Raw genomic sequence first — 23,466 nt, 5'->3', positions numbered from 1 at the left:
TCAACTGCTGATGCGTTCCACCAGCGCGCCGCAGCGGCTGAGCTTCGCTTCGAGCGCCTCGAAGCCGCGATCGAGATGGTAGACGCGGTTGATCGTGGTGTCGCCCTCGGCAGCGAGACCGCCGATGACCAGCGAGACCGAGGCGCGCAGGTCCGTCGCCATCACCGGCGCGCCGGTCAGCTTCTCGACGCCCTCGACATGGGCGACATCGCCGTCCAGCCGGATCTTCGCGCCGAGGCGGGCGAGCTCCTGCACATGCATGAAGCGGTTCTCGAAGATGGTTTCGCGAATGCGCGAGGTACCCTTGGCCTTGGTCATCAGCGCCATGAACTGCGCCTGGAGATCGGTCGGGAAGCCGGGGAAGGGATCGGTATCGATGTCGACCGCCTCGATGCCATGGCCGTTGCGGCGCACGCGGATGCCCTCGTTGGTCGAGTCGATCTCGACCCCGGCCTGACCCAGCACATCGAGCGCCGATTGCAGCAGCTCCGGCCGGGCGCCTTCGAGGACGACGTCTCCGCCGGTCATCGCCACGGCCATCGCATAAGTGCCGGCCTCGATGCGATCGGGCAGCACGGCATGATGCGCGCCGCCGAGGCGCGCCACCCCGGTGATCACGATGCGCGAGGTGCCTGCGCCCTCGATCTTGGCGCCCATCTTGACGAGGCAGGCGGCGAGATCGGTGACCTCCGGCTCGCAGGCGGCGTTCTCGATCACGGTGGTGCCCTGGGCGAGCACGGCCGCCATCAGCGCGGTATGGGTGCCGCCGACCGTCACCTTCGGGAAGACGATCTCGCCACCCTTCAGGCCCTTGGGCGCGCGCGCCAGCGCATAGCCGTTCTCGATGACGATCTCGGCACCGAGCTTTTCCAGCGCCATCAGCAGCAGATCGACCGGGCGCGTGCCGATGGCGCAGCCGCCCGGCAGCGAAACCTTGGCCTCGCCCATCCGGGCCAGGATCGGCGCGATCACCCAGAAGCTCGCCCGCATGGTCGAGACCAGTTCATAAGGCGCGCAGGTGTCAACGATCTGGCGGGCCGTCAGCGAGATGGTCTGGCCGGTCTCGGCGGACTGGCCGATGCGCTTGCCGGCGACAGTGCGGTCGACGCCCTGGTTGGACAGGATGCGCGAGAGCGCCGTCACGTCCGAGAGGCGCGGCACATTGGTCAGCGTCAGCGTCTCGTCGGTCAGCAGGCTGGCGATCATCAGCGGCAGGGCGGCGTTCTTCGCGCCGGAAATCGGGATGGCGCCATTGAGGCGCTGGCCGCCGGTGATGCGGATCTTGTCCATCGTCGGGTCCTGCTCGGCCGGCCGGGCACAGGGCCGGCGGCGCATGGGAGAATAAGGGAGTTCAGGTCCGGGAGGAATCGGCCTGAGAGGGCGGGGCCGGCTCACGCGCTTGCGCTTCGTCCGAACGACGAGCGCGAGCCTGGGCCTTGCGGCGCTTCAGGTTCTCGCGGAGCGCGGCGGCAAGGCGCGCCTGCTTCTCGTCCTCGGCTGTCTGGCGGGTCACGGCATCAGCTCGGCAAAAGATGTTTGAACGCGGGAACGCGGCGAATTCGCGGCGGTATCGTTAGACCCACAGCCGCCGGGGGACAAGCGCTGTCGATCGCCGACCGCCCTGCCCCATGACGGGCCAGCATCGTGCCGGAGCGAGCCAGCTCCGATCCGGTTTTCCCGCCGGGGAACGATCCTTCCCCTACCGGCCGCGACAGGGACCGTTTGTTTCCGGATTCCAGCCCTCCACGCAATGATCGTTCGCATCGCGGCGGCGCGGCTCTTGCCTGGTCGGAGGCCGAGCGTCCCGGAACGCATCACATGACGCAGCGTCATCGAAAAAAGCTTAATGCTATTAACCATTTCCGCCTGATTTCGTTTACACTTCGTTAAGCTCGTTTACGCTGCGGGCATCAAGGAGTTCGTGGGGTAGCGTCATGTTGCAGTCCTTGAAGACCAGAGCAGGAAGCCTTGCGCCGACCCTGCTGGAGAGTTGCGAAGTCATCGATGCGATCCGCTACAAGGCAGGCTTCCTGCCGGAGGTGGAGATCGCCTACGAGCCGGACATCAAGACGCTCTGGGTCACGATCCGGCCGGAGCTGAAGCCGGTCTTCACGCTGCAGCTGCTCGACAGCCTGGTGAAGATTCAGAGCGCGATCGTCGCGCTATGGGGCGCGCCCGACCAGTATCACCGCGCCCCGGTGCGCTTCCTCGCCTTCCGCGGCACGGGGCCGTTCTTCACGCTCGGCGGCGATCTCGATTTCTACCTGGACTGCCTGGCCAAGAACGATCGCGCGTCGCTGACCGAATATGCCCGGCTCTCGGCGGAAGGCGCGATCTTGAACTCCGGCGGCCTCAACGGCCTTGTGGTGACGCTCTCGACGATCCACGCCAAGGCGATCGGCGGCGGCATCGACGCGCCGCGCTCATGCAACGTCATGATCGCCGAAGAACAGGCCTCGTTCGTCTACCCGGAGATCAAGTTCAACCATTTCCCGATCACGGCGGTGGCGATCCTGTCGCGGCGCATGGGCCAGCGCGCCGCCGAGCAGATGCTGCTCTCCGGTGAGGAGATGAGCGCGCAGGAATTCATGGCGGCGGGCGGTCTCGAGGCCGTGGTCCCGGCCGGCACGGGCGAGGACTGGATCCGCAAGTACTGCGCCGACTCGCTGCCGATCCACGCGGCCAAGACCGCGCTGTTCTCGGCCTTCAACCGTCGCCATGGCGACCTGCGCGAAGAACTCGGCCATCTCGGCGATATCTGGACGAACTGCATGCTGCGCCTCAGCCCGAGCGCGATCTCGAAGTTGCAGCGCATCGCCCAGACGCAAGACCGGATGCTGGCCCGCGTCTATCAGCGCCACCTCGCCCCGGTCTGATCGAAGGCGCGTATCAGGTCCCGCCAGATTTTCGAGGGAACGGCCCCCGGAAAACCACACGAAGCATTTACCTCTGCTCTCGTACAACCCTTCGGCACGATGCGCGACGTGCGAGCTTCGCGCGTTGTAATGCGCGGGGCGGCAAAGGCAGGAGTAGATGGCAGGCGCGCTCAAGCGACTGATGACAGCTGGCGAGCGCGAGCAGGGCGAGACCGTCGACCTGACCGGCTATACGCTGCTGGTCAGCTCGCTGTTCTCGTCGCCGGCCTCGATCGTCCCCGGCGGCATCGCCGGCATCCTGACGCCGTTCCTGTGCTGGGTGTCCACCGGCATGGACATCTTCATGGTCCTTACCGTGCTGGTGACGCTCATCGTCATCCTGCGCATCATGACGGTGATCGCCTATCGCCGGCGCAACCACGCGCAGGACAGCTATGCCGAGACCCGCCGCTGGGACCGCGACTATTTCATGGGCGCAACGGCGTTCAGTGCCGTCCTCGGCTACAGCTGCTATGTCGCGCTGGTCCAGACCGACGATGCCGCCGCGCATATCACTTCGGTCGCCTCGACCATCGCGCTCGCCTCCGGCTATGTCGCGCGCAATGCCGGCCGGCCGAAATTCGTCGCGGTGCAGCTCCTCACCTTCTGCATCCCGATGGCGATCGGGCTGATCGGCGCCCATAATCCCTATTACCGCTATATCGGCTATTTCGCCTTCCTCTACGTGGCGGCCAATATCGCGATCACCAACTCGCTGCATCGCAACCTGCTCGCGCTGAGCGACGCCAACAAGCAGTCGAAGGCGCTCGCTTCCGCCCTGCACTCGCAGAACCTGACGCTCGATGCCGCGCTCAACACCATGATCGACGGGCTGGCGATGTTCGACCGCAGTCTCAAGCTCGCGGTCAGCAATGCCCCCCACAGCACGCTCTACGGCCTGCCGGAGACGCTCGCCCTCCCCGGCACGCCCTTGACGGCGATCGCGCGTTTCCTGGTCGAACGTCAGGTGATCAGCCAGGACCAGTTGCGGGACATCCGCACGGCACTGACGGAGGTACAGGCGACCCAGCAGGCGACCAGCCGCGAGCTGGTGACTCGGGGCGGCCTCGTCCTGGTCGTGACGCTGGCGCCTGCTGCCGAGGGCGGCATCCTGATGCTCACCGAGGATGCCACCCAGCGCAAGGCGACCGAGGCGCGCATCGAGCAGATGGCGCGTTTCGACGAGCTCACCGGGTTGGCGAACCGGTTCGAGTACAGCACGCAGATCGCGGAAGCCTTCGCCAAGCTCGAGCGCACCGGCGATGCCTTCGCGCTGCTCTACCTCGACCTGGACGGCTTCAAGCAGGTCAATGACAGCCTCGGCCACGATACCGGCGACCACGTGCTGATGGAGACCGCGAGCCGCCTGCGCAGCGCGATCCGCAGCAACGACCAGCTCGCCCGCTTCGGCGGCGACGAGTTCCTGCTGATCCTGCCCTCCGCAGACCATGCCGTCGTCACCGCCATCGCCCATCGCATGATCGACGTGATGGCGCGGGCCTTCGACGTCGACGGCAAGACCATCTACGTGACGGCGAGCATCGGCATCGCGATGGCGCCACACGACGGCGCCAATCCGGCCGACCTGCTGCGCCATGCCGATACCGCGCTCTACAAGGCCAAATCGGCTGGCCGGAACACCGTGATGTTCTTCAACCCGGCCATGGCCGAGGAGATGATGGAGCGGCACGAGATCGAGATCGATCTGCGCAAGGCCTGCACCGACGGCACGCTCGAACTCTATTACCAGCCGATCATCGACCTGAAGACCCAGAAGGTCGTGTCGCGCGAGGCCCTGATGCGCTGGCGCCACCCGACCCGCGGCATGGTGCCGCCCGGCGTGTTCATCCCGATCGCCGAGCAGTCCGGCCTGATCGCCGGCATGGGCGACTGGGCGATCCGCCAGGCCTGTCGCGATGCCGCAAGCTGGGAGCCCGGCATCGGCGTCTCCGTCAACGTCTCGCCGCTGCAGTTCCGCGAACCGCGCCGGATCGTCGAGACGGTCAAGGAAGCGCTCCTCGCCTCGCATCTCGAATCGCGGCGATTGATGCTCGAGGTCACCGAATCGCTGCTGATCGAGGACGACAAGCTGGCGTTGTCCGTCCTCGACGAGTTGCGGGCTCTGGGCGTCACTTTCGCGCTGGATGATTTCGGAACCGGCTATTCCTCGCTCGCCTATCTCTCGACCTACCCGTTCGCGCAGGTGAAGATCGACCAGAGCTTCACACGCGAGGTCCACACCAACGAGGCCTCCAAGGCCGTCATCGAGGCGGTCTGCCAACTGGCGCGCCGCCTCCAGATGAACGTCGTGGTCGAGGGCATCGAGACCGAGCAGCAGCGCATCGCCGTCCAGCTCCTCGGCGCCCATCGCGCCCAGGGTTTCCTGTTCGGCCGCCCCGAGCCGCTCGCCGGCATCAAGGCCAGGAACGGCAGCCGCAGCGTGGCCTGAACGGGCGAGCACCGTTCTTTTTCCGAAGCGCCTGCGCAGCGGCCTTGATTCCGCCGGCCCGGCAACGCATCAGCGATTGGACAAGCGAGCGAAACGGGACATCCGGTGAGCGACGGCACGGCCAAGGCGGCGAAACCAGCCGCGTTGACACCCGATATCTGCGTCATCGGCGCGGGCGCGAACGGCATTGCGCTCGCGATCGCCGCGGCGACTTTCGGCGTCCCGGTCGTTCTGGTCGAGCGCGACGCCATCGGCGGAAGTCGCGGACCGCTCGCAACTCAAGCCCTTATCGCGATCGCCGCCCGGGCGCAGGCGCTGCGCGATGCGGCACGCTTCGGCCTCGCGGCGGCCGAGCCGCAGCCGAACCCGGCCCAGATCCACGACCATATCCAGCGCGCCCTGTCCGCCGACGGCGCCAATCATTCAGCCGAGCGCCTGGCTGCGCTGGGCATCACCATCGTCCAGGGCGAGGCCCATTTCACCAGCCGCAGCACGGTCACCGTCGATGGCCGCCCGATCAAGGCACGCCGCTTCGTGATCGCCACCGGCGCGCATGTCGTGCCGCCGGCGATAGCGGGGCTCGATTCCGTCCCTGTTCTCCATGAGGCGGACCTCGCCGGCCTGACCCGATTACCCGAACGGCCGATCGCGATCGGCGGCGGGGGCATCGCCCTGGCCCAGGCCCTGCGCCGCCTCGGGTGCCTCGCAAAGCTTGTCGCTCCGGACGGGCTGCTCGCAGGTCACGACGACGAAGCTGCAACGATCCTGCGGCGCCGGCTGCTGCGCGAGGGGCTGGATCTCCATGAAGGCTGTGAGCCGCTGCGGGTGGAACGCAGCCGCTCGGGGCTTCGCCTCGTCCTCGCGACGCCCGCGGGCGAAACCACGATCGAAGGCTCGCATCTTCTCGTCTGTGGCCAGCGCCGCCCCGAGATCGGCAGCCTCGACCTCGATCTCGCCGGGATTCGGCACGATGCATCCGGTGTCAGCGTCGACCGGAGCCTGCGGACGAGCAATCGCCGCGTCCATGCTATCGGGGCCTGTGCGGGTGGCGCAGCCGCCGCCTCGCCCGACCGGGCCGGCGACGACCATGTCGGACTCGTGCTGCGCAACGTCCTGTTTCGCCAGCCGGTGAAGATCGATCTGGCGAGCGAGCCGCGCGTCGTCTGGAGCCGGCCCCAGGTCGCCGCGATCGGTATGACGGAGGCTGACGCCCGTGCCAGGGCCGGAGCGATCCGGGTGCTGCGCTGGCCGTTCTCCGAGAACGCGGCCGCACAGGCTGCCGGTGATACGGAAGGTTTCGTCAAGGCGGTCGTCGACCGCAAGGGCCGCATCCTCGGCGCCACCATCGTCGGCGACGATGCAGGGGAGTTGATCGCCCCCTGGTGCATCGCAATGCGGGCCGGGCTCGGCGTCGGCGAGCTCGCCGGCATGCCGCTGCCCGCAACCGCCCGCTCCGATGCCTCGCGCCGCGCCGCGCTCTCGTTCCATGCGACACTGACCACGCGGCCGGCCTTGCGCCGCCTCATCGGCTTTCTCAGGCGTTTCGGCTAAGATCACCGACGATGCATGCACCCAAGTCAGCCTTGTCGGTCAGCCAGCCGCGCGGCCTCACGCGCCTCGGCCTTTCGGCCAAGCTGCTGCTCGTCACCGTGCTCTTCGTCATGCTGGCGGAGGTGCTGATCTATCTGCCCTCCATCGCGAATTTCCGCCGCAACTGGCTGCATGACCGGATCGCCGCCGCCCAGGTCGCGGCGCTGGTGCTGGAGGGCGCGCCGGAGGACGGCCTGCCCGAGGGCAGCGAGAACCGCCTGCTGATGGGCGTCGGAGCCCGCGCGATCGCGGCGCGCGTCGGCGGCGCACGCCGGCTGCTCAGCCTCGACTCGATGCCGCCGCCGGAGGTTTCCCGCTCGATCGACCTGCGCAGCCTCGACTGGATGAATGCGATCAAGGAGGCGCTCGCCGTCCTCGTCGCACCCGCGACCATGCCGATCCGCGTGGTCGGCGAAGCCGTCGGCGGCGCCGATTTCGTCGAGATCGTCATCGATGAGGCGCCGCTGCGCCGGGCGATGCTGAAATTCTCGTGGAGCCTGCTGCTGATCTCGCTGCTCATCACCGGCCTGACGGCCTTGGCCGTCTATATCGCGCTCAATGCGCTGATCATCGGGCCGATCCGGCATCTGGCGGCCAATGTCATGGAATTCGAGGCCGACCCCGAGAATCCGCGGCGGATCATCGAGCCCTCGCTGCGCGCCGACGAGATCGGCGAGGCCGAACGCGCACTCGCCCGCATGGAAGCGACGCTTGCCGATGAATTGCGCACCAAGAAGCACCTCGCCGAGCTCGGCCTCGCCGTCTCGAAGATCAACCACGACCTGCGCAACATGCTGGCGGCGGCGCAGCTCATGTCCGACCAGTTGATCGAGACCCGCGACGCGAAGATCCGCCGCTTCGCGCCGCGCCTGATCGCGACGCTGGGGCGCGCCATCGATTTCTGCCAGGCGACCCTCGCCTATGGCCGTGCCGCCGAGGCGACGCCCGCGATCCGCGATGTCCCGTTGCGGCAGCTCGTCGCCGAGCAGGCGGAGATGCTCGGCCTCGGCGACGGCAAGCAGCCGCGCTTCGAGAACCGGGTTCCGCCCGAACTGTCGGCGCCCTGCGATCCCGACCAGATGGCGCGCGTGCTGACGAACCTGATGCGCAACTCGATCCAGGCGCTGACGCGGGCCGGGGCGGAGCCCGGCGACCTGCCAGTGCTGACGGTGACGGGCGGGCCGGAGAACGGCTCGGTGGCTTTGCGCATCATCGACAACGGCCCCGGCGTGCCGGAGCGGGCGCGGGCCAATCTGTTCCAGGCCTTCCGGGGCTCGGTGACCCCTGGCGGGACCGGCCTCGGCCTTGCGGTCGCGGCCGAGCTGGTCCGGCTCCATGGCGGCTCGATCGCGCTCGAGCCATCCGATGCCGGCGCGGTCTTCGCAGTGATGCTGCCGGCCCGCCGCGCCAACGGACACTGACGGATCATCTCCGCCTACTGGCTTGCCCAGATCACCCGCGCCATGAAGGCGATCTCGGCGAGGTTCAGCACGCGGTCGGCATGCTCCGGGTTGAGCGAGGCGAGCTCGATCGTCTTGGCGGTCTGGCGCCTGAGCTGCTTGGCCAGCACCTCGCCCTCCACCGTCTTGACCACGACCCGGTCGCCGCGCCGAACCGTCGCGGTCGGCGAGACGATGATGGTGTCGCCGTCGCGATAGAGCGGCAGCATCGAATCACCGGAGATTTCCAGCGCATAGGCCTTCTCGTCGGCGACGCCGGGAAAGGCGACCTCCTCCCAGCCCGTGCCGGCCGGAAAGCCGCCATCGTCGAAGAAGCCGCCCGAGCCCGCCTGGGCGAAACCGATCAGCGGGATCGTCCGGGCAGGCGCGGGATCGCGGCGCAGCACCACGCTCATGAACTCGTCGAAGGAGGCGCCGGTCGCGGCCAGGATCTTGGAGATCGATTCGGTCGAGGGCCAGCGCTCGCGCCCGTCGGGGGCGACGCGCTTGGAGCGGTTGAAGGTGGTGGCGTCGAGCCCGGCCTTGCGCGCCAGCCCCGAGGCGGTGAAGCCGTAACGCTGGGCCAGCGTGTCGATCGCCCCCCAGATCTGGTCATGTGACAGCATCGCTGAGGGCCTCGCTTCGCTCTTGCCGTTCGGCGGGGATTGAAGATAGGAAATATCCCCTATCCGATAAGATTTCAATCCGAATCTTGCCGCAATCCGACAGCGACTTGCGGAATCCTCCTGCCAGCGTTTAAGCCGGTGCCCGACATGCGCGTGCGAGACCTCCGGTGACCCTGATCTACAAGATATGCCCTGCCGCGCTCTGGTCCGAGGCAGAGGCCAAGGGCCGCTTCGACGGCGCCCCGATCGACCTCACCGACGGCTACATTCATTTCTCCACGGCCACCCAGCTCGCCGAGACCGCCGCGAAGCATTTCGCCGGTCAGGACGGGCTCCTGCTCATCGCCATCGACGACGGGCGCCTCGGCCCGGCCTTGCGCTACGAGCCTTCGCGCGGCGGGGCGCTCTTTCCGCATCTCTACGCCCCGCTCGATCCGAAGGCGGTTCGCTGGGTCGCTCCCATGCCGCTGAAGCGCGACGGCAGCCACGCCATTCCGGAGACGCTCGCATGATTGGCGGCCTGTTCAACCTCGCCCGACCGCTGATCCACCGCATGGATGCGGAGACGGCCCACCGCCTGACCGTCGCGGCCCTGGCCGCGGCGCCTGCCCTGAGGCCAGGTGCCGACGACCCCGTGCTCGCGACCGAGGCCTTCGGGCTGTCCTTTCCCAATCCGGTCGGCCTCGCCGCCGGCTTCGACAAGCATGCGGAAGCGGTCGACGGCGCGCTGGGCCTGGGCTTCGGCTTCGTCGAGATCGGCGGCGTGACACCGCTGCCGCAGCCCGGCAATCCGCGCCCGCGCGTCTTCCGGCTGCTCGAAGACGAAGCCGTCATCAACCGCTACGGCCTCAACAGCGAGGGCATGGAGGCCGTCGCCAAGCGGCTCGAAGCCCGGCGGGGACGTGGTGGTCTCGTCGGCGTCAACCTCGGTGCCAACAAGGATTCGGCGGACCGTGCCGCCGACTACGCTACGCTGGCGCGCCGGCTGGCACCGCTCGCCGATTTCCTGACGATCAACGTCTCCTCGCCGAACACGCCGGGCCTGCGCGACCTGCAGGCGGAAAGTGCGCTCGACGACCTCGTGGCGCGCACGCTCGCCGCACGGGACGAGGCGACAGCCGGCGGCAAGCGCACGCCGGTCCTCGTCAAGGTCGCGCCGGACCTGACCCTGCCCGAGCTCGACGGCATGATCGCGGTCGCACGCAAGCGCAACATCGATGGTCTGATCGTCTCGAACACCACGGTCACGCGCCCGCTGACCCTGCGCAGCACCAGCAAGGCCGAGACGGGCGGGCTTTCCGGCAAGCCGCTCTTCACCGCCTCGACCCGCATCCTGGCCGAGGCCTTCCTGCGCGTCGAAGGTCAGCTCCCGCTGATCGGCGTCGGCGGCGTCGATTCGGCCGAGACGGCCTTCGCCAAGATCCGGGCTGGGGCTACGCTGGTGCAGTTCTATTCGGCGATGGTGTTCAAGGGGCCGGGCCTCGCCAAGCAGATCAAGGCAGGGCTCGCCGCCCAGGCGCGCCGCGCCGGCCTGACGCGCCTGACGGCCCTGATCGGGCGCGATGCGGCTGCTATCGCGCGCGGCGAGGGATTGTAAGGCCTACTTCCGCGCCGCGAAGAGCCGCATCAGCAGCCAGAGCGGCACGACGATCAGGGCGCCGGCGATCAGCCACTGCGCGACCTCGCGCACCGCGCCGAAGCCGAGCCCGGTGATTGAGCGCAGGAAGCGTGCGGCCGCCTCGTATAGGCTCTGCGGCGAGAGGCCAAGAAAAGCCATCGCCGCGCCGACCAGCAGCGAGATGAAGATCAGGCGGACGAGGACGCTGAGGGGCGAGCCGCCGAGAAACCGTTCCATGGAAGCCATCGTCATCCCGTTGCGCCCCAAGCCGTTCCGGGGCGCTTCCGCGCTGTCTTAACCTGAAACCCGCCGCGCTTGAATGGCGCCTGAACGGATGGCTTCAAGCTGTCGCGCTGGCGCCCGCCGTCGCCCAGGCGGTGCCGGCGATCTTCGAGGCGGCGATCACCGCCTGCGTGCGGCTGTCGACGTCGAGCTTGGTCAGGATCGCCGAGACATGGGCCTTCACGGTCGCCTCGGAGACGCCGAGCTCATAGGCGATCTGCTTGTTGAGGAGCCCTTCCGACAGCATCATCAGCACGCGCACCTGCTGCGGCGTCAGCGTCGACATGCGGCGGACCATGTCGGCGATCTCGGCATCGACCGGGGCCGAGAGATCGACGCCTGGCGGAGTCCAGACCCCGCCGTCGAGCACGGCGCGGATCGCCTCGCCCATCTGGGCGACGTCCGCGGTCTTGGGCAGGAAGCCGAGCGCGCCGAACTCGATGCAGCGGCGAATCACCGCCGGATCGTCATTGGCGGAGACGACGATGACCGGGATCTCCGGATGGTCCGCCCGCAGGAAGAGCAGGCCGGAAAAGCCCTGGACGCCCGGCATGGTCAGATCGAGCAGGACGAGATCGGCATCGCCGCCGCTGGCCAGCGCCTCGGTCAGGGCTTCCAGCGAGCCGACCTCACTGACCTCGGCCCCGTCGATCGCGCTCGACACGGCCTGGCGGAGCGCGCCGCGAAACAGCGGATGATCGTCCGCGATGACGATCCGCGTCGAAGGCTGCTTGCTCATCGCCCACTCCTTGAAGCCTGCATCGCACCACCCGAAAACCGCGTGACCCGTCCCGGGCCGATGCATTCGTCCGACCCGGGCATTTTGCCCCAGGCCGGCCGCGCATCACAAGCATTGCCAGCGCAGGGCTGCAACCCATTCCGGCTCAACCATTGGTCGGCAACAGCGCTTCGAGCACCTCGATATGGTCGGCCTCAACAGGCGGCTTGTCCCAGCGGATGCGGTTGATCCGGGGAAAACGCATGGCGAGACCGGATTTATGCCGGGTCGAACGCTGCAAGCCTTCGAAGGCGACCTCGAAGACGAGGCCGGATTCAGCCTCATGCGTGACCTCGCGCACCGGGCCGAAGCGATTCAGCGTGTTCTTGCGGACATATTTGTCGATCTCGATCAGCTCCTCGTCGGTGAAGCCGAAATAGGCCTTGCCGACCGGCACGAGTTCCTCGCCGCCATCCTCGCCCACGCGCCAGACACCGAAGGTGTAGTCCGAATAGAAGGAGGAGCGCTTGCCGTGGCCGCGCTGGGCATACATCAGCACGCAGTCGACGAGCCGGGCATCACGCTTCCATTTCCACCAATAGCCCTTGGGACGGCCGGGCAGATAAGGCGAATCGCGGCGTTTGATCATGCAGCCTTCGACGGCTTCCGCATCGGCGCCCGCCCCTGCTCCGGCCGGATCGGCGCGGGCCGCCGTCAGGTCCTCCCAGGAGGCGAAGGGAATCACCGGCGAGAGATCGAAGCGGATGCTGGCGAGGCGCGACAGGAAGCCTTCCAGCCGCTGACGCCGCTCCTCCAGAGACAGGTGGCGGATATCTTCCTCACCATCGACGAGCAGGTCGTAGACGCGGATATGGGCGGGGAACTCGCCCAGCATCTTGGCGGTGACGGTCTTGCGGTTGAGCCTTTGCTGCAGCGTGTTGAAGCTCTGGACGGCATTTTCGCGCATCACCAGCAACTCGCCATCCAGCGCGCCGTCGATCGTCAGCTCCTCGACGAGATCGGGGAAGGCGGCGGCGATATCCTCGCCGGTGCGGGAATAGAGTCGCGTCACGCGCGTGCCGTCGGCCTTGCGGCCGCTGACGGCCTGGACGCGGATGCCGTCCCATTTCCATTCGGCGGAGAATTCGGCCGGGCCGAGCTTGTCGAAATCGCCGTCCTCGATCGGATGCGAGAGCATGACCGGGCGGAACGGCGCAGGATCGCGCGCCTCGGGACGCGGTCCCCTGCCCTCCAGCCAGGCGAAGAGCTCGGCATAGGGCGGCTCCAGCCCGTGCCAGACCTGCTCGACCTCATCGGGTGCGACGCCGCCGAGGCTGGCCGCGGCCGTCTTGGCGAGGCGGGCCGAGACGCCGATGCGCAAGGCCCCGGTGATGAGCTTCAGCAGCGCCCAGCGGCCGGTCTCGTCGAGTGCGTCGAGCCAACCGGCGACGAGGCGCGGCAAGTCGGTCTTGCCGGCCTCGCGCAGGCTTTCGACCACCTCCGGCAGATGCGGTACCGCGTTGGCGCCGTGCCGGGCCGGCCACATCAGCGCGACCGTCTCGGAGAGATCGCCGACATAATCATAGGACAGCGCGAAGAGCACGGGGTCGGTGCGCTCGGCGATCAAGGCGCGGATCAACCCGGCCTTGGCATTGCGGAAGACGAGCCCGCCCGTCATCGCCGCCAGCGCATAGCCGCGATCGGGGTCGGGCGTGGTGCGCAGGTAATCGGCGATCAGCGCGATCTTGGCGTTGCGGCGCGGCTCATAGGCGAGGCGGTCGAGCAGCCAGGCGAAGCGGTTCATGCTGTCGCCTCCGCGCCACAGTGCCTGGGTTTGTTCCTGCTGCAGCGCATCGTTCAGATACCGTTCATGAAGCAAACCTTAACGGCAGCGGAGTAGCCGGGAGAGAGACGCCGATGCGCGCCGCGATGCGGTTCCTTGCCTTGCCTGTCATCGCTGCAACGCTTTCGGTCGGAGCCCCCGCACAGGCGGCGAGCTTCTCCTGCCGCGAGACGCCGATCGTGCACTCGAATGCCGCACTCGCGCCGCTCTCCGCCAAGGTCTCGCAGGGCAAGGCCCTGACGATCCTCGCCATAGGCTCCTCCTCGACGGAAGGCATCGGTGCCAGCGCCAAGGACAGAACCTATCCTGCCCGCCTCCAGGCGCTTCTCGCCAAGTCCTGGCCCAAGTCCCAAATCGAAATCGTCAATGCCGGCATCGGCGGCGAGACCGCTCCGCAGACACTTGCCCGCCTGAAGACCGCGCTTGCCGCGCGTTCCTATGATCTCGTGATCTGGCAGGTCGGCACCAATGATGCCGTTAAGGGCGGCGATCTCGACGCCTTCAAGGCGATGGTCGGCGAGGGAATCGCGCTCGTTCGCGAGGCCGGCCCGGCGCTGGCCATCCTCGACCCGCAATATTTCCCGTCCGTGCGCGATCCGCAGCGCTATGGCCGATATGTCGAGGCGGTCGGCGAAGTCGCCCGCAGCGAGGCCGTGCCGGTCTTCGGCCGCTATGACGCGATGCGCGAATGGCACCGCAACGATGCCGAGGCCTTCAAGGCCGCGCTCTGGACCGACGGCTTCCACATGAGCGATGCGGGCTATGACTGCCTCGCCCGCGACATGGCGAACGCCATGGTCGGCATGGCCGCGCCGTCGCGCCCGGTCGTCGCAGCGTCGCGCTGATCGGAACCTAGACGGCCGCCGCATCCGCAGCCTCCTCGACCGGATCGGCCTCGCCCTCGTCGCCATAGCCGACGAGATGCAGCGGCTTGGCCTTGAGGCCGGCTGTGCCGCACCAATGGACGAGCGCGTCGGCTTCGCCATGCGTCACCCAGATCTCGCCGGCCTGGACCTCGCGGATCGTCGCAAGCAGGTCGTCCCAATCGGCGTGATCGGAGATGACGAGCGGCAGTTCGACGCCCTTCTGGCGAGCGCGTGCCCTGATCCGCATCCAGCCCGAGGCGAAGGCGGTGACCGGATCGGGAAAGCGGCGCGCCCACAGATCCTGCGTCGCGCTCGGCGGGCAGATGACGATCTCGCCGCCCAGCGTCTTGCGATCGGTCTCGGAGACCAGCCTGATCTCGCCAAGCGGGATGCCCTCGGCTTCGTAGAAGGCCGTGATCTTCTCGACCGCGCCGTGGATATAGATCGGACGCTCGTAGCCGGCCTCGCGGATCAGGGCCATGACGCGCTGCGCCTTGCCCAGCGAATAGGCGCCGACGATATGCGTGCGCTCGGGGAAGAGCCTCACGGATTCCAGCAGCTTGGACACCTCACCCGAAGCCGGCGGATGGCGGAAGACCGGCAGGCCGAAGGTCGCCTCGGTGATGAAGATATCGCAGGGCACGGGCTGGAAACCGGCGCAGGTCGGGTCGCGCTCGCGCTTGTAGTCGCCGGAGGCAACGATGCGCAGGCCACGGCTTTCGACCGCGATCTGGGCGGAGCCGAGGACATGGCCCGCCGGCACGAAGGTGAAATCGACCTCGCCGATGCGGATGGCCTCGCCGGACAGGGCAACCTGCTGCGAGCCGGCGAAAGCCTCGCCATAGCGCAGCGCCATGATGGCCAAGGTCTCGCGCGTCGCCAGCACGGCGCCATGGCCGGCGCGGGCATGGTCGGAATGGCCATGGGTGATCAGTGCCCGCGCCACGGGCCGGACGGGGTCGATATGGATGTCGGCAGGCGGGCAATAGAGCCCGGCCGGCGTCGGCAACAGCAATTCGGAGGGGCGCCAGCGGGCGCTTTGTCTGGCCAGCGTCACACTCCTGGGCTAGATCGGTCGGTATGACCGATACAGGCTCGACCACGCATTTCGCCTCGTCCGGCGACCCCGTGCTCGACCGCCGCTATGGCTGGGCCGAGGCTGCGCTGAAGGACGGGGACGCGCAAGCGGCCGTCGAAATCCTCGACCAGACCCTGTCGCAGGCCTACCATTTCACTGCGGCCTGGCATCTCTACGGGCTGGCGCAGGAGGCGCTCGGCCACAAGGAAGACGCCGCCACCGCCTGGCGGCAATGCCTCGATCTCGATCCCAACGACCATTTTGGGGCACGGCTCGACCTTGCCCGCATCGGCGCCCTGCCGGCCGAACAGGCGACCTCGGAGAATTTCTCCGGCGCTCTGTTCGACGCCTATGCCGACCGCTTCGACAGCCATCTCACGCAAACCCTGCATTACAACGCGCCCGACCTGCTGAAGGCTGCGCTCGTCCGCTGCTGCAACAACGCCGGCCGGCCCTTCCGGTTCGACATCGTCTATGATCTCGGCTGCGGCACCGGGTTGATGGGCGAGGCGATCCACGAGCAGAGCGGCTTCATCGCCGGCTGCGATCTCTCGCCACGCATGATCGAGCGGGCGCGGACCAAGCTCGCGCCGGATGGCACCCCACTCTACGACAAGCTCGCCGTCGCGGGTCTCACGGCCTTCCTGACCAGCCGGCCGGATGCTTCGGCCGACCTCGTCGTCGCGGCCGATGTCTTCGTCTATCTCGGCGAACTTGCCGCCTGCTTCGCCCAGAGCGCGCGTGTGCTGGAGCCGGACGGATTGCTGGCTTTCACGGTGCAGAGCCATGACGGCGATGGCGTCGTGGTGGGCGATGACAGGCGGTTTGCACATGCGGAAGGCTGGCTGAGGGAGCGGCTCGCGGAAGCCGGGCTTACCCCCGTACTCGTCGAGCCCGCCAGCACGCGGCAGGATCGCGGCGCGCCCGTGCCGGGGCTGCTGGTCGTGGCGGAGCGGCGGTGAAGACAACCAGCCTCGACGGCTAAATGTAAGAGACCCGGCCGCAAAGGGGGGTTCGCGACCGGGCCAGCCCCAGATGCGGCTTTGAGGAGGGGCCACACCTCACAACCTATACGTCGCGGCAGCGCCTTTGGATGCGTGGCGGCAGCGATGCTCCCGACTCTTTGACCCGATCGACTATGGCGGCGCCGCCATTCCCCTTTCGTTCCCCCTCGCCACCGCCTATCTTCGGCCGGCATGACCGCCCCCTCCCCGCTCCCTCCCGCTTTCGAGGCCTGGTTCACTGGGCGCGGCTGGAGCGTGCGGCCGCATCAGCTCGCCTTGCTGGAGGAAGCCCGCGCCGGGCGCTCGACCTTGCTGGTTGCCCCCACCGGCGCCGGCAAGACGCTCGCCGGATTCCTGCCCTCGCTGGTCGAACTGGCCGAGCGCAAGGGCAAGCATGATGGCCTGCACACGCTCTATATCTCGCCGCTGAAGGCGCTCGCTGTGGATATCGCCCGCAATCTCGAAGCGCCCGTGCGTGAGATGGGGCTGCCGATCACCATCGAGACCCGCACCGGCGATACCTCCGCCGCCAAGCGCGTTCGCCAGATCCAGCGCCCGCCCGATATCCTGCTGACGACGCCGGAGCAGCTCGCGCTGCTGGTCTCGCATCGCGACGCCGCGCCGTTCTTCGCCAACTTACGCCGCATCGTGCTCGACGAATTGCATGCGCTGGTCACCTCGAAGCGCGGCGATCTGCTCGCGCTCGACCTCGCGCGATTGAAGGCCCTGGCGCCGCAGGTCTCGGGCGTGGGCCTCTCGGCGACGGTGCGCGAGCCTGCCGACCTGCAGCGCTATCTCGGCGGCGCCGAGACACCGGCCGGACTCGTCACCGTCGCGGGCGGCGCCAAGCCGCGCATCGGCATCCTCGACACGGAACGGAACCTGCCGATCGCCGGGCACACCACCCTGCATGCGATGGCCGAGGTCTATCAGGCCATCCGCACGCACAAGCTGACGCTGGTCTTCGTCAACACGCGCATGCAGGCGGAGTTCGCCTTCCAGGCGTTGTGGAACCTCAATGACGACAACCTGCCGATCGCGCTGCATCACGGCTCGCTCGATGCCCAGCAGCGGCGCAAGGTCGAGGCGGCGATGGCAGATGGTCGCCTCAAGGCCGTGGTCTGCACCGCGACGCTCGATCTCGGCATCGACTGGGGCGATGTCGACCTCGTCGTCAATCTCGGCGCACCGAAGGGCGCGAGCCGCCTGATCCAGCGCATCGGCCGCTCCAACCACCGCATGGATGAGCCTTCCGAGGCGCTGCTGGTGCCCTCCAACCGCTTCGAATTGCTGGAATGCCGCGCCGCGCTCGAAGCCGTGCACGAGGCCGCGCAGGATACGCCGCCGCCGCGCCTCGGCGCGCTCGACGTGCTCGCCCAGCATGTGCTCGGCGTCGCCTGCTCGGACGGTTTTCAGGCCGACACGCTCTATGAGGAGGTGCGTACCGCCTCGCCTTACGCCGATCTGACCCGCGAGGATTTCGACGCCGTCGTCAATTTCGTCGCCACCGGCGGCTATGCGCTGAAGAGCTATGAGCGCTTCACCAAGCTCCGGCAGGACAAGGCCGGACTCTGGCGCGCCAGCCATGCCCGCGTCATCCAGCAATACCGCATGAATGTCGGCACCATCGTCGAGGCGACGATGCTGAAGGTCCGGCTCGGCCGCGCGCGTGCCGGCAGGCCGGGCCAGCCCGGCATGATCACGCGCGGCGGCCGCATACTCGGCGAGATCGAGGAGTATTTCGCCGAGACCATGGTGCCGGGCGATACCTTCGTCTTCGCCGGCGAGGTTCTGCGCTTCGAAGGGATCGTCGAGAACGAGGCGGTCTGCTCGCGCGCCGCCGCCGGCACCGATCCCAAGATCCCCTCCTATGACGGCGGCAAGTTCCCGCTCTCGACCTTCCTCGCCGCCCGGGTGCGCGCCATCCTAGGCTCGCCCGGCCTCTGGCACACGCTGCCGGAGGAGGTCTCCGCCTGGCTGCATGCGCAGAAGCGGATATCCCGGCTGCCACAGCCCGGCGAGCTCCTGGTCGAGACCTTCCCACGTGGCGGGCGCTTCTATCTCGCCGCCTATCCGTTCGAGGGGAGGCTCGCCCACCAGACGCTCGGCATGCTGCTGACACGCCGGCTGGAGCGCGCCCGCATGCGCCCTCTCGGCTTCGTCTGCAACGATTACGGCATGGCCTGCTGGACACTCGGCGACATGAGTGCCGCGATCGCGCGCGGCGCGCTCGATCTCGACGAGCTCTTCGCGCAGGACATGCTCGGTGACGATCTCGAAGACTGGATGGCGGAATCGGCGCTGATGAAGCGCACCTTCCGCTCCTGCGCCATCATCGGCGGCTTGATCGAACGGCGCTTCCCCGGCCAGGAGAAGAGCGGCCGGCAAGTGACGATCTCGACCGATCTCGTCTACGACGTGCTGCGCCGGCACGAGCCTGACCATATCCTGCTCAAGGCGGCCCGCGCCGATGCGGCGACGGGTCTGCTCGACATTCGCCGGCTTGGTGAGATGCTGACACGGATCAGCGGCCGAATCGTGCATCAGCCGCTCGATCATGTTTCGCCACTCGGCGTCTCCGTGATGCTCGAGATCGGGCGGGAGGCAGTCTATGGCGAGGCCGCGGACGAGATTCTGGCGGAAGCAGAGGCGATGCTGACGGAAGAGGCGATGGCGTGACGGTTGCAGCGGCAGCCCTGCTCGCGAAGACGAACGAGGCCTTCATGCTGGGCCGGCTCGCGCTCGTGCCCGATCTCTCCGGCGCGCTCTGGCTGCCGGAGGAGCGCACGCTCGTTGTCGCCGACCTGCATCTGGAGAAGGGCTCCGCCTATGCGGCGCGCGGCGTGATGCTGCCGCCCTATGATTCGACCGCGACGCTCGCGGCGCTCGCCCACGCGATCCGGCGCCACCAGCCGGCGCATGTGATCGCGCTCGGCGATTCCTTCCACGATCGCGATGCCGAAAACCGCCTTGCGCCCGAGACACGGGCCGCGCTCAGCCTGATGCAACAGGGCCGCGACTGGCTCTGGATCACCGGCAACCACGATCCGGCGATCAGCCGCGCCATGGGCGGCGAGAGTGCGGCGGAGATCGTACTGGCCGGCGTGACCCTGCGACATGAACCAAGCGCTTCCGAAGGCAGCTACGAGATCGCCGGGCATCTGCATCCGGCGGCAAAGGTCAGGATGCGCGGGCGGGCGATCCGGCGGCGCTGCTTCGCGATGTCGGCCCGGCGTTGCGTGATGCCGGCGATGGGCGCCTATGCCGGCGGCCTCAACCTGCGCGACGCCGCTTTCCGGCCGTTGTTCCGTGCGGGATTGAGCGCACATCTCATCGGCGACGGCCGGCTCTTCCGGATCGATCCACGGTTATTGCTGCCGGATTGAGAGAGCGGGTTGCGTCCGTCACAAGGTTGTGGCATCAGGGCGCCGCTTCGGAACGACGCCAGCGCCCGCAACCGCCTCAGAGCGACCGCGAACGCTTCGGCCGCCGGACCTGCTGCGGTAGCTCAGTGGTAGAGCACTCCATTGGTAATGGAGAGGTCGCGAGTTCAATCCTCGCTCGCAGCACCAGCCATTCTCCGGATAACCTGCGAGTTTCCGACGGCGTGGAAAAGCCGTGGCTTTATCGTCATTTATGAACTGCGCAGCCGATATCTGGAACGTCCGCTCTCGGGCGGCCTATCCGGGCTCATTTGGATGAGGCTGGCGGACGGCTCATTCCCGCTGCTATGCGGTTTCAAGGAAGCCGGCTGCCAGTGTGCAGGGCGTGCTCCGGCTTTTCATTCTGCGGGATTTGATGAATTTCGTGCGGAATTCGGCTGGCCGCATGACACATGCTTTCGCAGCGCGCGTCGAGCGCGGACAGGCTCCGGCAACCGTTCAACCGAGGTCATTGCAAGGTTGCGGTAAAGGTATAGCCGACGCCGTAGACGACCTTGATCGGCGCTGGCAGGCTGGTGCGCTCCTCGATCTTGCGGCGCAGCCGGCTGACGATGGCATCGAGGTGACGGTTGCCGAAATTCGACCTCGGGCGGGCAAGCGTCTCCATCAGTTCCTCGCGCTGGCAGATGTCGCCACCGCGGCTGCACAACGCACTCATGAAGGCGAATTCGGTCGCGGTCAGCTTGAGCGACCGGAGATTGGGTGCGACCAGCATCCAGTTCGTGCCGTCCAGCAACCATTGATCGCTGCTGCCGCTCGCCGCGCTGGGCAGGTTTCCGCTCCGCCGCAGCAGGCTGCGAATGGCCGCCTCGATCTCGCGCAGCGTGCTGTGCTTGACGAGGTAGATGTCCGCCCCGCTCTCGAAGCCACGGATGCGGTCGTCACTGTCGCCGAGCGCCGTCAGCATGATGATGCCGCAGTGATGGGATTCGCGAATCTGGCTCGCGAGCTCGAAGCCATTTCCATCGGGCAGGCCGACATCGAGAATGATGATGTCGGCGGCGTGGCCGGTTGCGAGCGCCTGGCGCAATTCCTGCGCTGATGCGACCCCGCTGGCCGAGAAGCCGCACAGCCCCAGGAAATCGACCAGGTCCTTGCGCAGCCGTGTTTCGTCCTCGACGATCAGAATCTGCGTCACGCTGCGGTCTCCTCTGGCAAATCGGCGGCGGAGGCCTCACGCGACGAAGGCAGGCGCACGATGGCCGTCGTACCCTCGCCGTTGTCGGAGACGAGCTGCAGGGTTCCGCCGTGATAGGCCAGGAACTTGCGCGCTGCGTAGAGCCCCAGGCCGGTGCCGGTGATCGCCTTGGCATTGGAGGCGCGAAAGAAGCGGCGCCCGATCTTGCTTTCTTCGGCGTGGGGAATGCCGATGCCACGATCACGAACCTGGATCACGATGGAATCCGCTTCCTCCCGGGCTTCGATGCGGATCGCCGGGTCGTCGGGTGCATATTTCAAGGCGTTGTCGATCAGGTTGATGATAACCGTCCCGAGCATTTCCGGGTCGGCATGAAGGGAGGCGGCTTCGTCGGCCACGGCAAAATGGAGCCTGCCGCCGCGTGCCGTCATCTCGAAATGCAGGCGCGCATCCCCGATCAGGGAGCCAAGCTGGATCGGTTCGGGCTGGAAGCCGTTCTCGCGGTCATCCGCCATGAATCTGTCGATGAGGGCGAAGAGGCGATTGAGCGCCTCGCCGATGCCGGAGAGGCGCTCTCGCGTGGCTTCGGGCGACCTGTCGCCGACGAGACCGATCATGTCGACGGCGTTGCGGATGATCGCGAGCGGCGTGCGGAACTCATGGCTCACCACGCGCATGAAATCCGCCTGTTCATCGCGCAGGGCCCGCTCGGCCTCGATGCTGGCATTCAGCCGGCTTGCGAGCCTGCGGCGCTCCTCCACTTCCTGCAACAGGGCGTCGTGCTTCCTGCGCAGATCGGCCGAGAGCCGCGAACTGACCATGAAGAGCAGGCAGGCGAACAACGCGATCAGGAAAAGTGTGCCCTGCAACAGGTACCAGGCGTTGCGGTCCGCCAGAATCGGGCCACCGTCGAAATCGGCGGGCAGGCGATATTCGAGGACGCTCTGCAGGATGCTGGCCGCCATGTACTCGGCGAGAATGGCGATGGTGATCAGGCGCAGGAGCGGGGGTTGCGTCCGGTCCCGCACGAGGCCCAGGCACATCACCGACATCATGATCACGGTAAAGACGGTCGAGCTGTAGATCCGGGTCGCGATGTCGTCCGGGTCGATCGCGACGGCCGCGCTCCAGACGACGACCTGGAAAACCAGGAGCGAGACGCCGATCCAGGTATAGCGCGGCTGCCCCAGGAAGCGGGCCAACCCCTCCGCGAGCAGGACGAGCCCCAGCTTGATGACCGTGTTGTGCAGCACGATAGCCAGGGCACCCGGCTCCGGACCACGGATGATCATCAGGAGGAGGCCGAGGGCGATCGCCCCGAAGCCCGCGGCGAGAAACCTGAGCTCGTAGAGATGGCGCCAGGCCCGCCAGACGAAGATCCAGGCCACCGCCTGCAGGCTTGCAGTCGCCAATGCCACGATCAGGACCGTTTTGAGATCAAGCATCTCGCCGCATTCTCATGCCCCAGCCAATACTCGATATTGGATAAAATTCTACCCTTAATAACCTATGTATAGATTCAGTAGAAGATATTCATGTTTGATTCCGTCAGAATCTGAATGAATTCATAGGTAGAAATCCGCTCCTTCTTTGATCTATCCAATACGAAATACTTTTGGCGCCCTGACTGAGGCAAAGTTGACCGACGGTCACAGGGCAGTGGCCCGATCGCCTCGCGAAAAGACACCCTGCCGAAACCGCTCTCACAAGGGGGAGATTGCGGATGCGTGTTCGCGTGCTGTTGGGGGCCGTCGAAGCCCTCAAGTCCAGGTTGCTTGATCGCTGGGCCGCCGGCTGGTCGGTGCCCACCGACGAGGTCTTCGTCCCGGCTCGCCTTCCGTTGCGCGATGTCGAGGCGGGAGGTGGCATCGCCGAATCCTGGTTGCGGATGGCGGCGCGATCCGCCGCCATGAAATGGCGCAGCGAGGTGTGCGGCGTTCATCGGGGCCGGGTCCGGAGCGTGGTGATCGCCGGAGCGGGATTGCCGCAACCGGCGTCGAACACGGTGCATGGAGCCGTGCATGTCACCGCCCGCTACTGTGGCCGGGTCCCGGATGGAGGCTTCTGCTTTCGGCATGGCCTCTGCGATACGAACGGCTCCGAGGTCCTGCATTTCGTCTCTCAGGTTTACTTCAACCCGCCACCGGATCTTCCCGCGTATCCGGCTCTGAAATTCGATTTCGACGATGATTCCGGAGCTTCGTACCAAGTTTCCAGGCATTCAACTATGGCTTCTGCAGCATTATCCGGCGTCGATTTCTCCGAAAATTCGGCTATCGCCCCGATTGATACGAAACAACATGCCGTATCGTCAGGCGTTTCGTAAGAATCTGTCAGAATTCAACTGAATTCAACGGTAGCCTGACCAGAGGCAGAAATCTAACCTGAGAATCGGCTTGCTTCGTTCTTCGCCAGGCGGTTGCCGGAACCGTCGACGCGGCGCCGAGCGCGGCGCCA

20 protein-coding genes and 1 tRNA gene are annotated in these 23,466 nt (G+C 67.1%); 12 read left to right on the top strand and 9 right to left on the bottom strand.

Going from position 1 to position 23,466, the window contains the following annotated elements; translation table 11 throughout:
* Together murA and ACWIEX_RS03630 are read right to left on the bottom strand one after the other, a co-directional pair.
* A complete protein-coding gene (gene murA, locus ACWIEX_RS03635; RefSeq protein WP_454031766.1) occupies window positions 1–1,290 on the bottom strand; it encodes a UDP-N-acetylglucosamine 1-carboxyvinyltransferase in 1,290 nt (429 codons plus the stop codon).
* 61 nt (window positions 1,291–1,351) lie between these two features.
* Window positions 1,352–1,513, bottom strand: a complete 162-nt coding sequence (locus ACWIEX_RS03630; protein ID WP_170843316.1) for a hypothetical protein — start codon at window positions 1,511–1,513, stop codon at window positions 1,352–1,354.
* A 421-nt stretch (window positions 1,514–1,934) separates the two neighbouring features.
* Here ACWIEX_RS03630 and ACWIEX_RS03625 point away from each other — a divergent pair, with 421 nt between their 5' ends.
* The 4 genes from ACWIEX_RS03625 to ACWIEX_RS03610 all read left to right on the top strand — a co-directional run bounded on the left by ACWIEX_RS03625 (window position 1,935) and on the right by ACWIEX_RS03610 (window position 8,375).
* The gene (locus ACWIEX_RS03625) at window positions 1,935–2,876 is read left to right on the top strand and encodes an enoyl-CoA hydratase-related protein (protein WP_454031765.1); all 942 of its coding nucleotides are present in this window, start codon (window positions 1,935–1,937) and stop codon (window positions 2,874–2,876) included.
* A gap of 157 nt (window positions 2,877–3,033) precedes the next feature.
* Window positions 3,034–5,364, top strand: coding sequence for a putative bifunctional diguanylate cyclase/phosphodiesterase (locus ACWIEX_RS03620; protein WP_454031764.1), 2,331 nt, complete (start codon window positions 3,034–3,036; stop codon window positions 5,362–5,364).
* A 105-nt stretch (window positions 5,365–5,469) separates the two neighbouring features.
* On the top strand, window positions 5,470–6,915 hold the full coding sequence (locus ACWIEX_RS03615; protein ID WP_454031763.1) for a dihydrolipoyl dehydrogenase family protein: 1,446 nt from the start codon (window positions 5,470–5,472) through the stop codon (window positions 6,913–6,915).
* Between the two features lie 11 nt (window positions 6,916–6,926).
* Complete coding sequence (locus tag ACWIEX_RS03610; RefSeq protein WP_454031762.1) at window positions 6,927–8,375, top strand: sensor histidine kinase; 1,449 nt, start codon at window positions 6,927–6,929, stop codon at window positions 8,373–8,375.
* 14 nt (window positions 8,376–8,389) lie between these two features.
* Here ACWIEX_RS03610 and ACWIEX_RS03605 read toward each other — a convergent pair whose 3' ends face one another.
* On the bottom strand, window positions 8,390–9,019 hold the full coding sequence (locus ACWIEX_RS03605; RefSeq protein ID WP_454031761.1) for a S24 family peptidase: 630 nt from the start codon (window positions 9,017–9,019) through the stop codon (window positions 8,390–8,392).
* Between the two features lie 167 nt (window positions 9,020–9,186).
* Between ACWIEX_RS03605 and ACWIEX_RS03600 the strand changes: the two genes are divergently transcribed.
* Both ACWIEX_RS03600 and ACWIEX_RS03595 read left to right on the top strand, forming a co-directional pair.
* On the top strand, window positions 9,187–9,531 hold the full coding sequence (locus tag ACWIEX_RS03600; RefSeq protein WP_454031760.1) for a DUF952 domain-containing protein: 345 nt from the start codon (window positions 9,187–9,189) through the stop codon (window positions 9,529–9,531).
* Window positions 9,528–10,616: a quinone-dependent dihydroorotate dehydrogenase gene (locus tag ACWIEX_RS03595; RefSeq protein ID WP_454031759.1), complete on the top strand. Its 1,089-nt coding sequence runs from the start codon at window positions 9,528–9,530 to the stop codon at window positions 10,614–10,616. Before ACWIEX_RS03600 ends, ACWIEX_RS03595 begins: the two co-directional genes overlap by 4 nt.
* 3 nt (window positions 10,617–10,619) lie before the next feature.
* Here the strand turns inward: ACWIEX_RS03595 and ACWIEX_RS03590 are convergent, their stop codons facing one another.
* The 3 genes from ACWIEX_RS03590 to ACWIEX_RS03580 all read right to left on the bottom strand — a co-directional run bounded on the left by ACWIEX_RS03590 (window position 10,620) and on the right by ACWIEX_RS03580 (window position 13,441).
* On the bottom strand, window positions 10,620–10,874 hold the full coding sequence (locus ACWIEX_RS03590) for a DUF6460 domain-containing protein (RefSeq protein WP_454031758.1): 255 nt from the start codon (window positions 10,872–10,874) through the stop codon (window positions 10,620–10,622).
* Window positions 10,875–10,977: 103 nt separating this feature from the next.
* Window positions 10,978–11,658, bottom strand: a complete 681-nt coding sequence (locus ACWIEX_RS03585; protein WP_454031757.1) for a response regulator transcription factor — start codon at window positions 11,656–11,658, stop codon at window positions 10,978–10,980.
* Between the two features lie 145 nt (window positions 11,659–11,803).
* The gene (locus tag ACWIEX_RS03580) at window positions 11,804–13,441 is read right to left on the bottom strand and encodes a cisplatin damage response ATP-dependent DNA ligase (RefSeq protein ID WP_454031756.1); all 1,638 of its coding nucleotides are present in this window, start codon (window positions 13,439–13,441) and stop codon (window positions 11,804–11,806) included.
* Between the two features lie 113 nt (window positions 13,442–13,554).
* Between ACWIEX_RS03580 and ACWIEX_RS03575 the strand changes: the two genes are divergently transcribed.
* On the top strand, window positions 13,555–14,325 hold the full coding sequence (locus ACWIEX_RS03575; RefSeq protein WP_454031755.1) for an SGNH/GDSL hydrolase family protein: 771 nt from the start codon (window positions 13,555–13,557) through the stop codon (window positions 14,323–14,325).
* Window positions 14,326–14,332: 7 nt separating this feature from the next.
* Here ACWIEX_RS03575 and ACWIEX_RS03570 read toward each other — a convergent pair whose 3' ends face one another.
* Window positions 14,333–15,397 carry a ligase-associated DNA damage response exonuclease gene (locus tag ACWIEX_RS03570; protein ID WP_454033453.1) on the bottom strand — a complete coding sequence of 355 codons (1,065 nt, stop codon included), beginning with the start codon at window positions 15,395–15,397 and terminating at the stop codon, window positions 14,333–14,335.
* A 29-nt stretch (window positions 15,398–15,426) separates the two neighbouring features.
* Here ACWIEX_RS03570 and ACWIEX_RS03565 point away from each other — a divergent pair, with 29 nt between their 5' ends.
* The 4 genes from ACWIEX_RS03565 (at window position 15,427) to ACWIEX_RS03550 (ending at window position 20,000) form a co-directional block, all read left to right on the top strand.
* Window positions 15,427–16,386, top strand: coding sequence for a methyltransferase domain-containing protein (locus ACWIEX_RS03565; RefSeq protein WP_454031754.1), 960 nt, complete (start codon window positions 15,427–15,429; stop codon window positions 16,384–16,386).
* Window positions 16,387–16,620: 234 nt separating this feature from the next.
* Window positions 16,621–19,107, top strand: a complete 2,487-nt coding sequence (locus ACWIEX_RS03560) for a ligase-associated DNA damage response DEXH box helicase (RefSeq protein WP_454031753.1) — start codon at window positions 16,621–16,623, stop codon at window positions 19,105–19,107.
* Window positions 19,108–19,151: 44 nt separating this feature from the next.
* Window positions 19,152–19,814 (top strand): ligase-associated DNA damage response endonuclease PdeM, encoded by a 663-nt coding sequence (gene pdeM, locus ACWIEX_RS03555; RefSeq protein WP_454033452.1) that lies wholly within the window; start codon window positions 19,152–19,154, stop codon window positions 19,812–19,814.
* Between the two features lie 111 nt (window positions 19,815–19,925).
* Window positions 19,926–20,000, top strand: a tRNA-Thr gene (locus ACWIEX_RS03550).
* 319 nt (window positions 20,001–20,319) lie between these two features.
* On the opposite strand, the gene ACWIEX_RS03545 is transcribed toward ACWIEX_RS03550, so the two are convergent.
* Window positions 20,320–21,009, bottom strand: a complete 690-nt coding sequence (locus tag ACWIEX_RS03545) for a response regulator transcription factor (protein ID WP_454031752.1) — start codon at window positions 21,007–21,009, stop codon at window positions 20,320–20,322.
* A complete protein-coding gene (locus ACWIEX_RS03540) occupies window positions 21,006–22,454 on the bottom strand; it encodes a sensor histidine kinase (protein ID WP_454031751.1) in 1,449 nt (482 codons plus the stop codon). The genes ACWIEX_RS03545 and ACWIEX_RS03540 overlap by 4 nt, the downstream gene beginning before the upstream one ends.
* Before the next feature lie 278 nt (window positions 22,455–22,732).
* On the opposite strand from ACWIEX_RS03540, the gene ACWIEX_RS03535 reads away from it, so the two are divergent.
* Window positions 22,733–23,335, top strand: coding sequence for a hypothetical protein (locus ACWIEX_RS03535; protein ID WP_454031750.1), 603 nt, complete (start codon window positions 22,733–22,735; stop codon window positions 23,333–23,335).
* Window positions 23,336–23,466: the final 131 nt, after the last annotated feature.

This window comes from Allobosea sp. NPDC055353 (assembly GCF_053644975.1).
This window is presented reverse-complemented; position numbering and strand designations above follow the sequence as displayed.

Excerpts from the sequence above, each read along its gene's own strand:
- murA (WP_454031766.1), bottom strand. The coding sequence starts at position 1,290 with ATGGACAAGATCCGCATCACCGGCGGCCAGCGCCTCAATGGCGCCATC.
- ACWIEX_RS03625 (WP_454031765.1), top strand. The coding sequence starts at position 1,935 with ATGTTGCAGTCCTTGAAGACCAGAGCAGGAAGCCTTGCGCCGACCCTG.
- ACWIEX_RS03620 (WP_454031764.1), top strand. The coding sequence starts at position 3,034 with ATGGCAGGCGCGCTCAAGCGACTGATGACAGCTGGCGAGCGCGAGCAG.
- ACWIEX_RS03610 (WP_454031762.1), top strand. The coding sequence starts at position 6,927 with ATGCATGCACCCAAGTCAGCCTTGTCGGTCAGCCAGCCGCGCGGCCTC.
- ACWIEX_RS03605 (WP_454031761.1), bottom strand. The coding sequence starts at position 9,019 with ATGCTGTCACATGACCAGATCTGGGGGGCGATCGACACGCTGGCCCAG.
- ACWIEX_RS03595 (WP_454031759.1), top strand. The coding sequence starts at position 9,528 with ATGATTGGCGGCCTGTTCAACCTCGCCCGACCGCTGATCCACCGCATG.
- ACWIEX_RS03590 (WP_454031758.1), bottom strand. The coding sequence starts at position 10,874 with ATGGAACGGTTTCTCGGCGGCTCGCCCCTCAGCGTCCTCGTCCGCCTG.
- ACWIEX_RS03585 (WP_454031757.1), bottom strand. The coding sequence starts at position 11,658 with ATGAGCAAGCAGCCTTCGACGCGGATCGTCATCGCGGACGATCATCCG.
- ACWIEX_RS03580 (WP_454031756.1), bottom strand. The coding sequence starts at position 13,441 with ATGAACCGCTTCGCCTGGCTGCTCGACCGCCTCGCCTATGAGCCGCGC.
- ACWIEX_RS03575 (WP_454031755.1), top strand. The coding sequence starts at position 13,555 with ATGCGCGCCGCGATGCGGTTCCTTGCCTTGCCTGTCATCGCTGCAACG.
- ACWIEX_RS03565 (WP_454031754.1), top strand. The coding sequence starts at position 15,427 with ATGACCGATACAGGCTCGACCACGCATTTCGCCTCGTCCGGCGACCCC.
- ACWIEX_RS03560 (WP_454031753.1), top strand. The coding sequence starts at position 16,621 with ATGACCGCCCCCTCCCCGCTCCCTCCCGCTTTCGAGGCCTGGTTCACT.
- pdeM (WP_454033452.1), top strand. The coding sequence starts at position 19,152 with ATGCTGGGCCGGCTCGCGCTCGTGCCCGATCTCTCCGGCGCGCTCTGG.
- ACWIEX_RS03540 (WP_454031751.1), bottom strand. The coding sequence starts at position 22,454 with ATGCTTGATCTCAAAACGGTCCTGATCGTGGCATTGGCGACTGCAAGC.
- ACWIEX_RS03535 (WP_454031750.1), top strand. The coding sequence starts at position 22,733 with ATGCGTGTTCGCGTGCTGTTGGGGGCCGTCGAAGCCCTCAAGTCCAGG.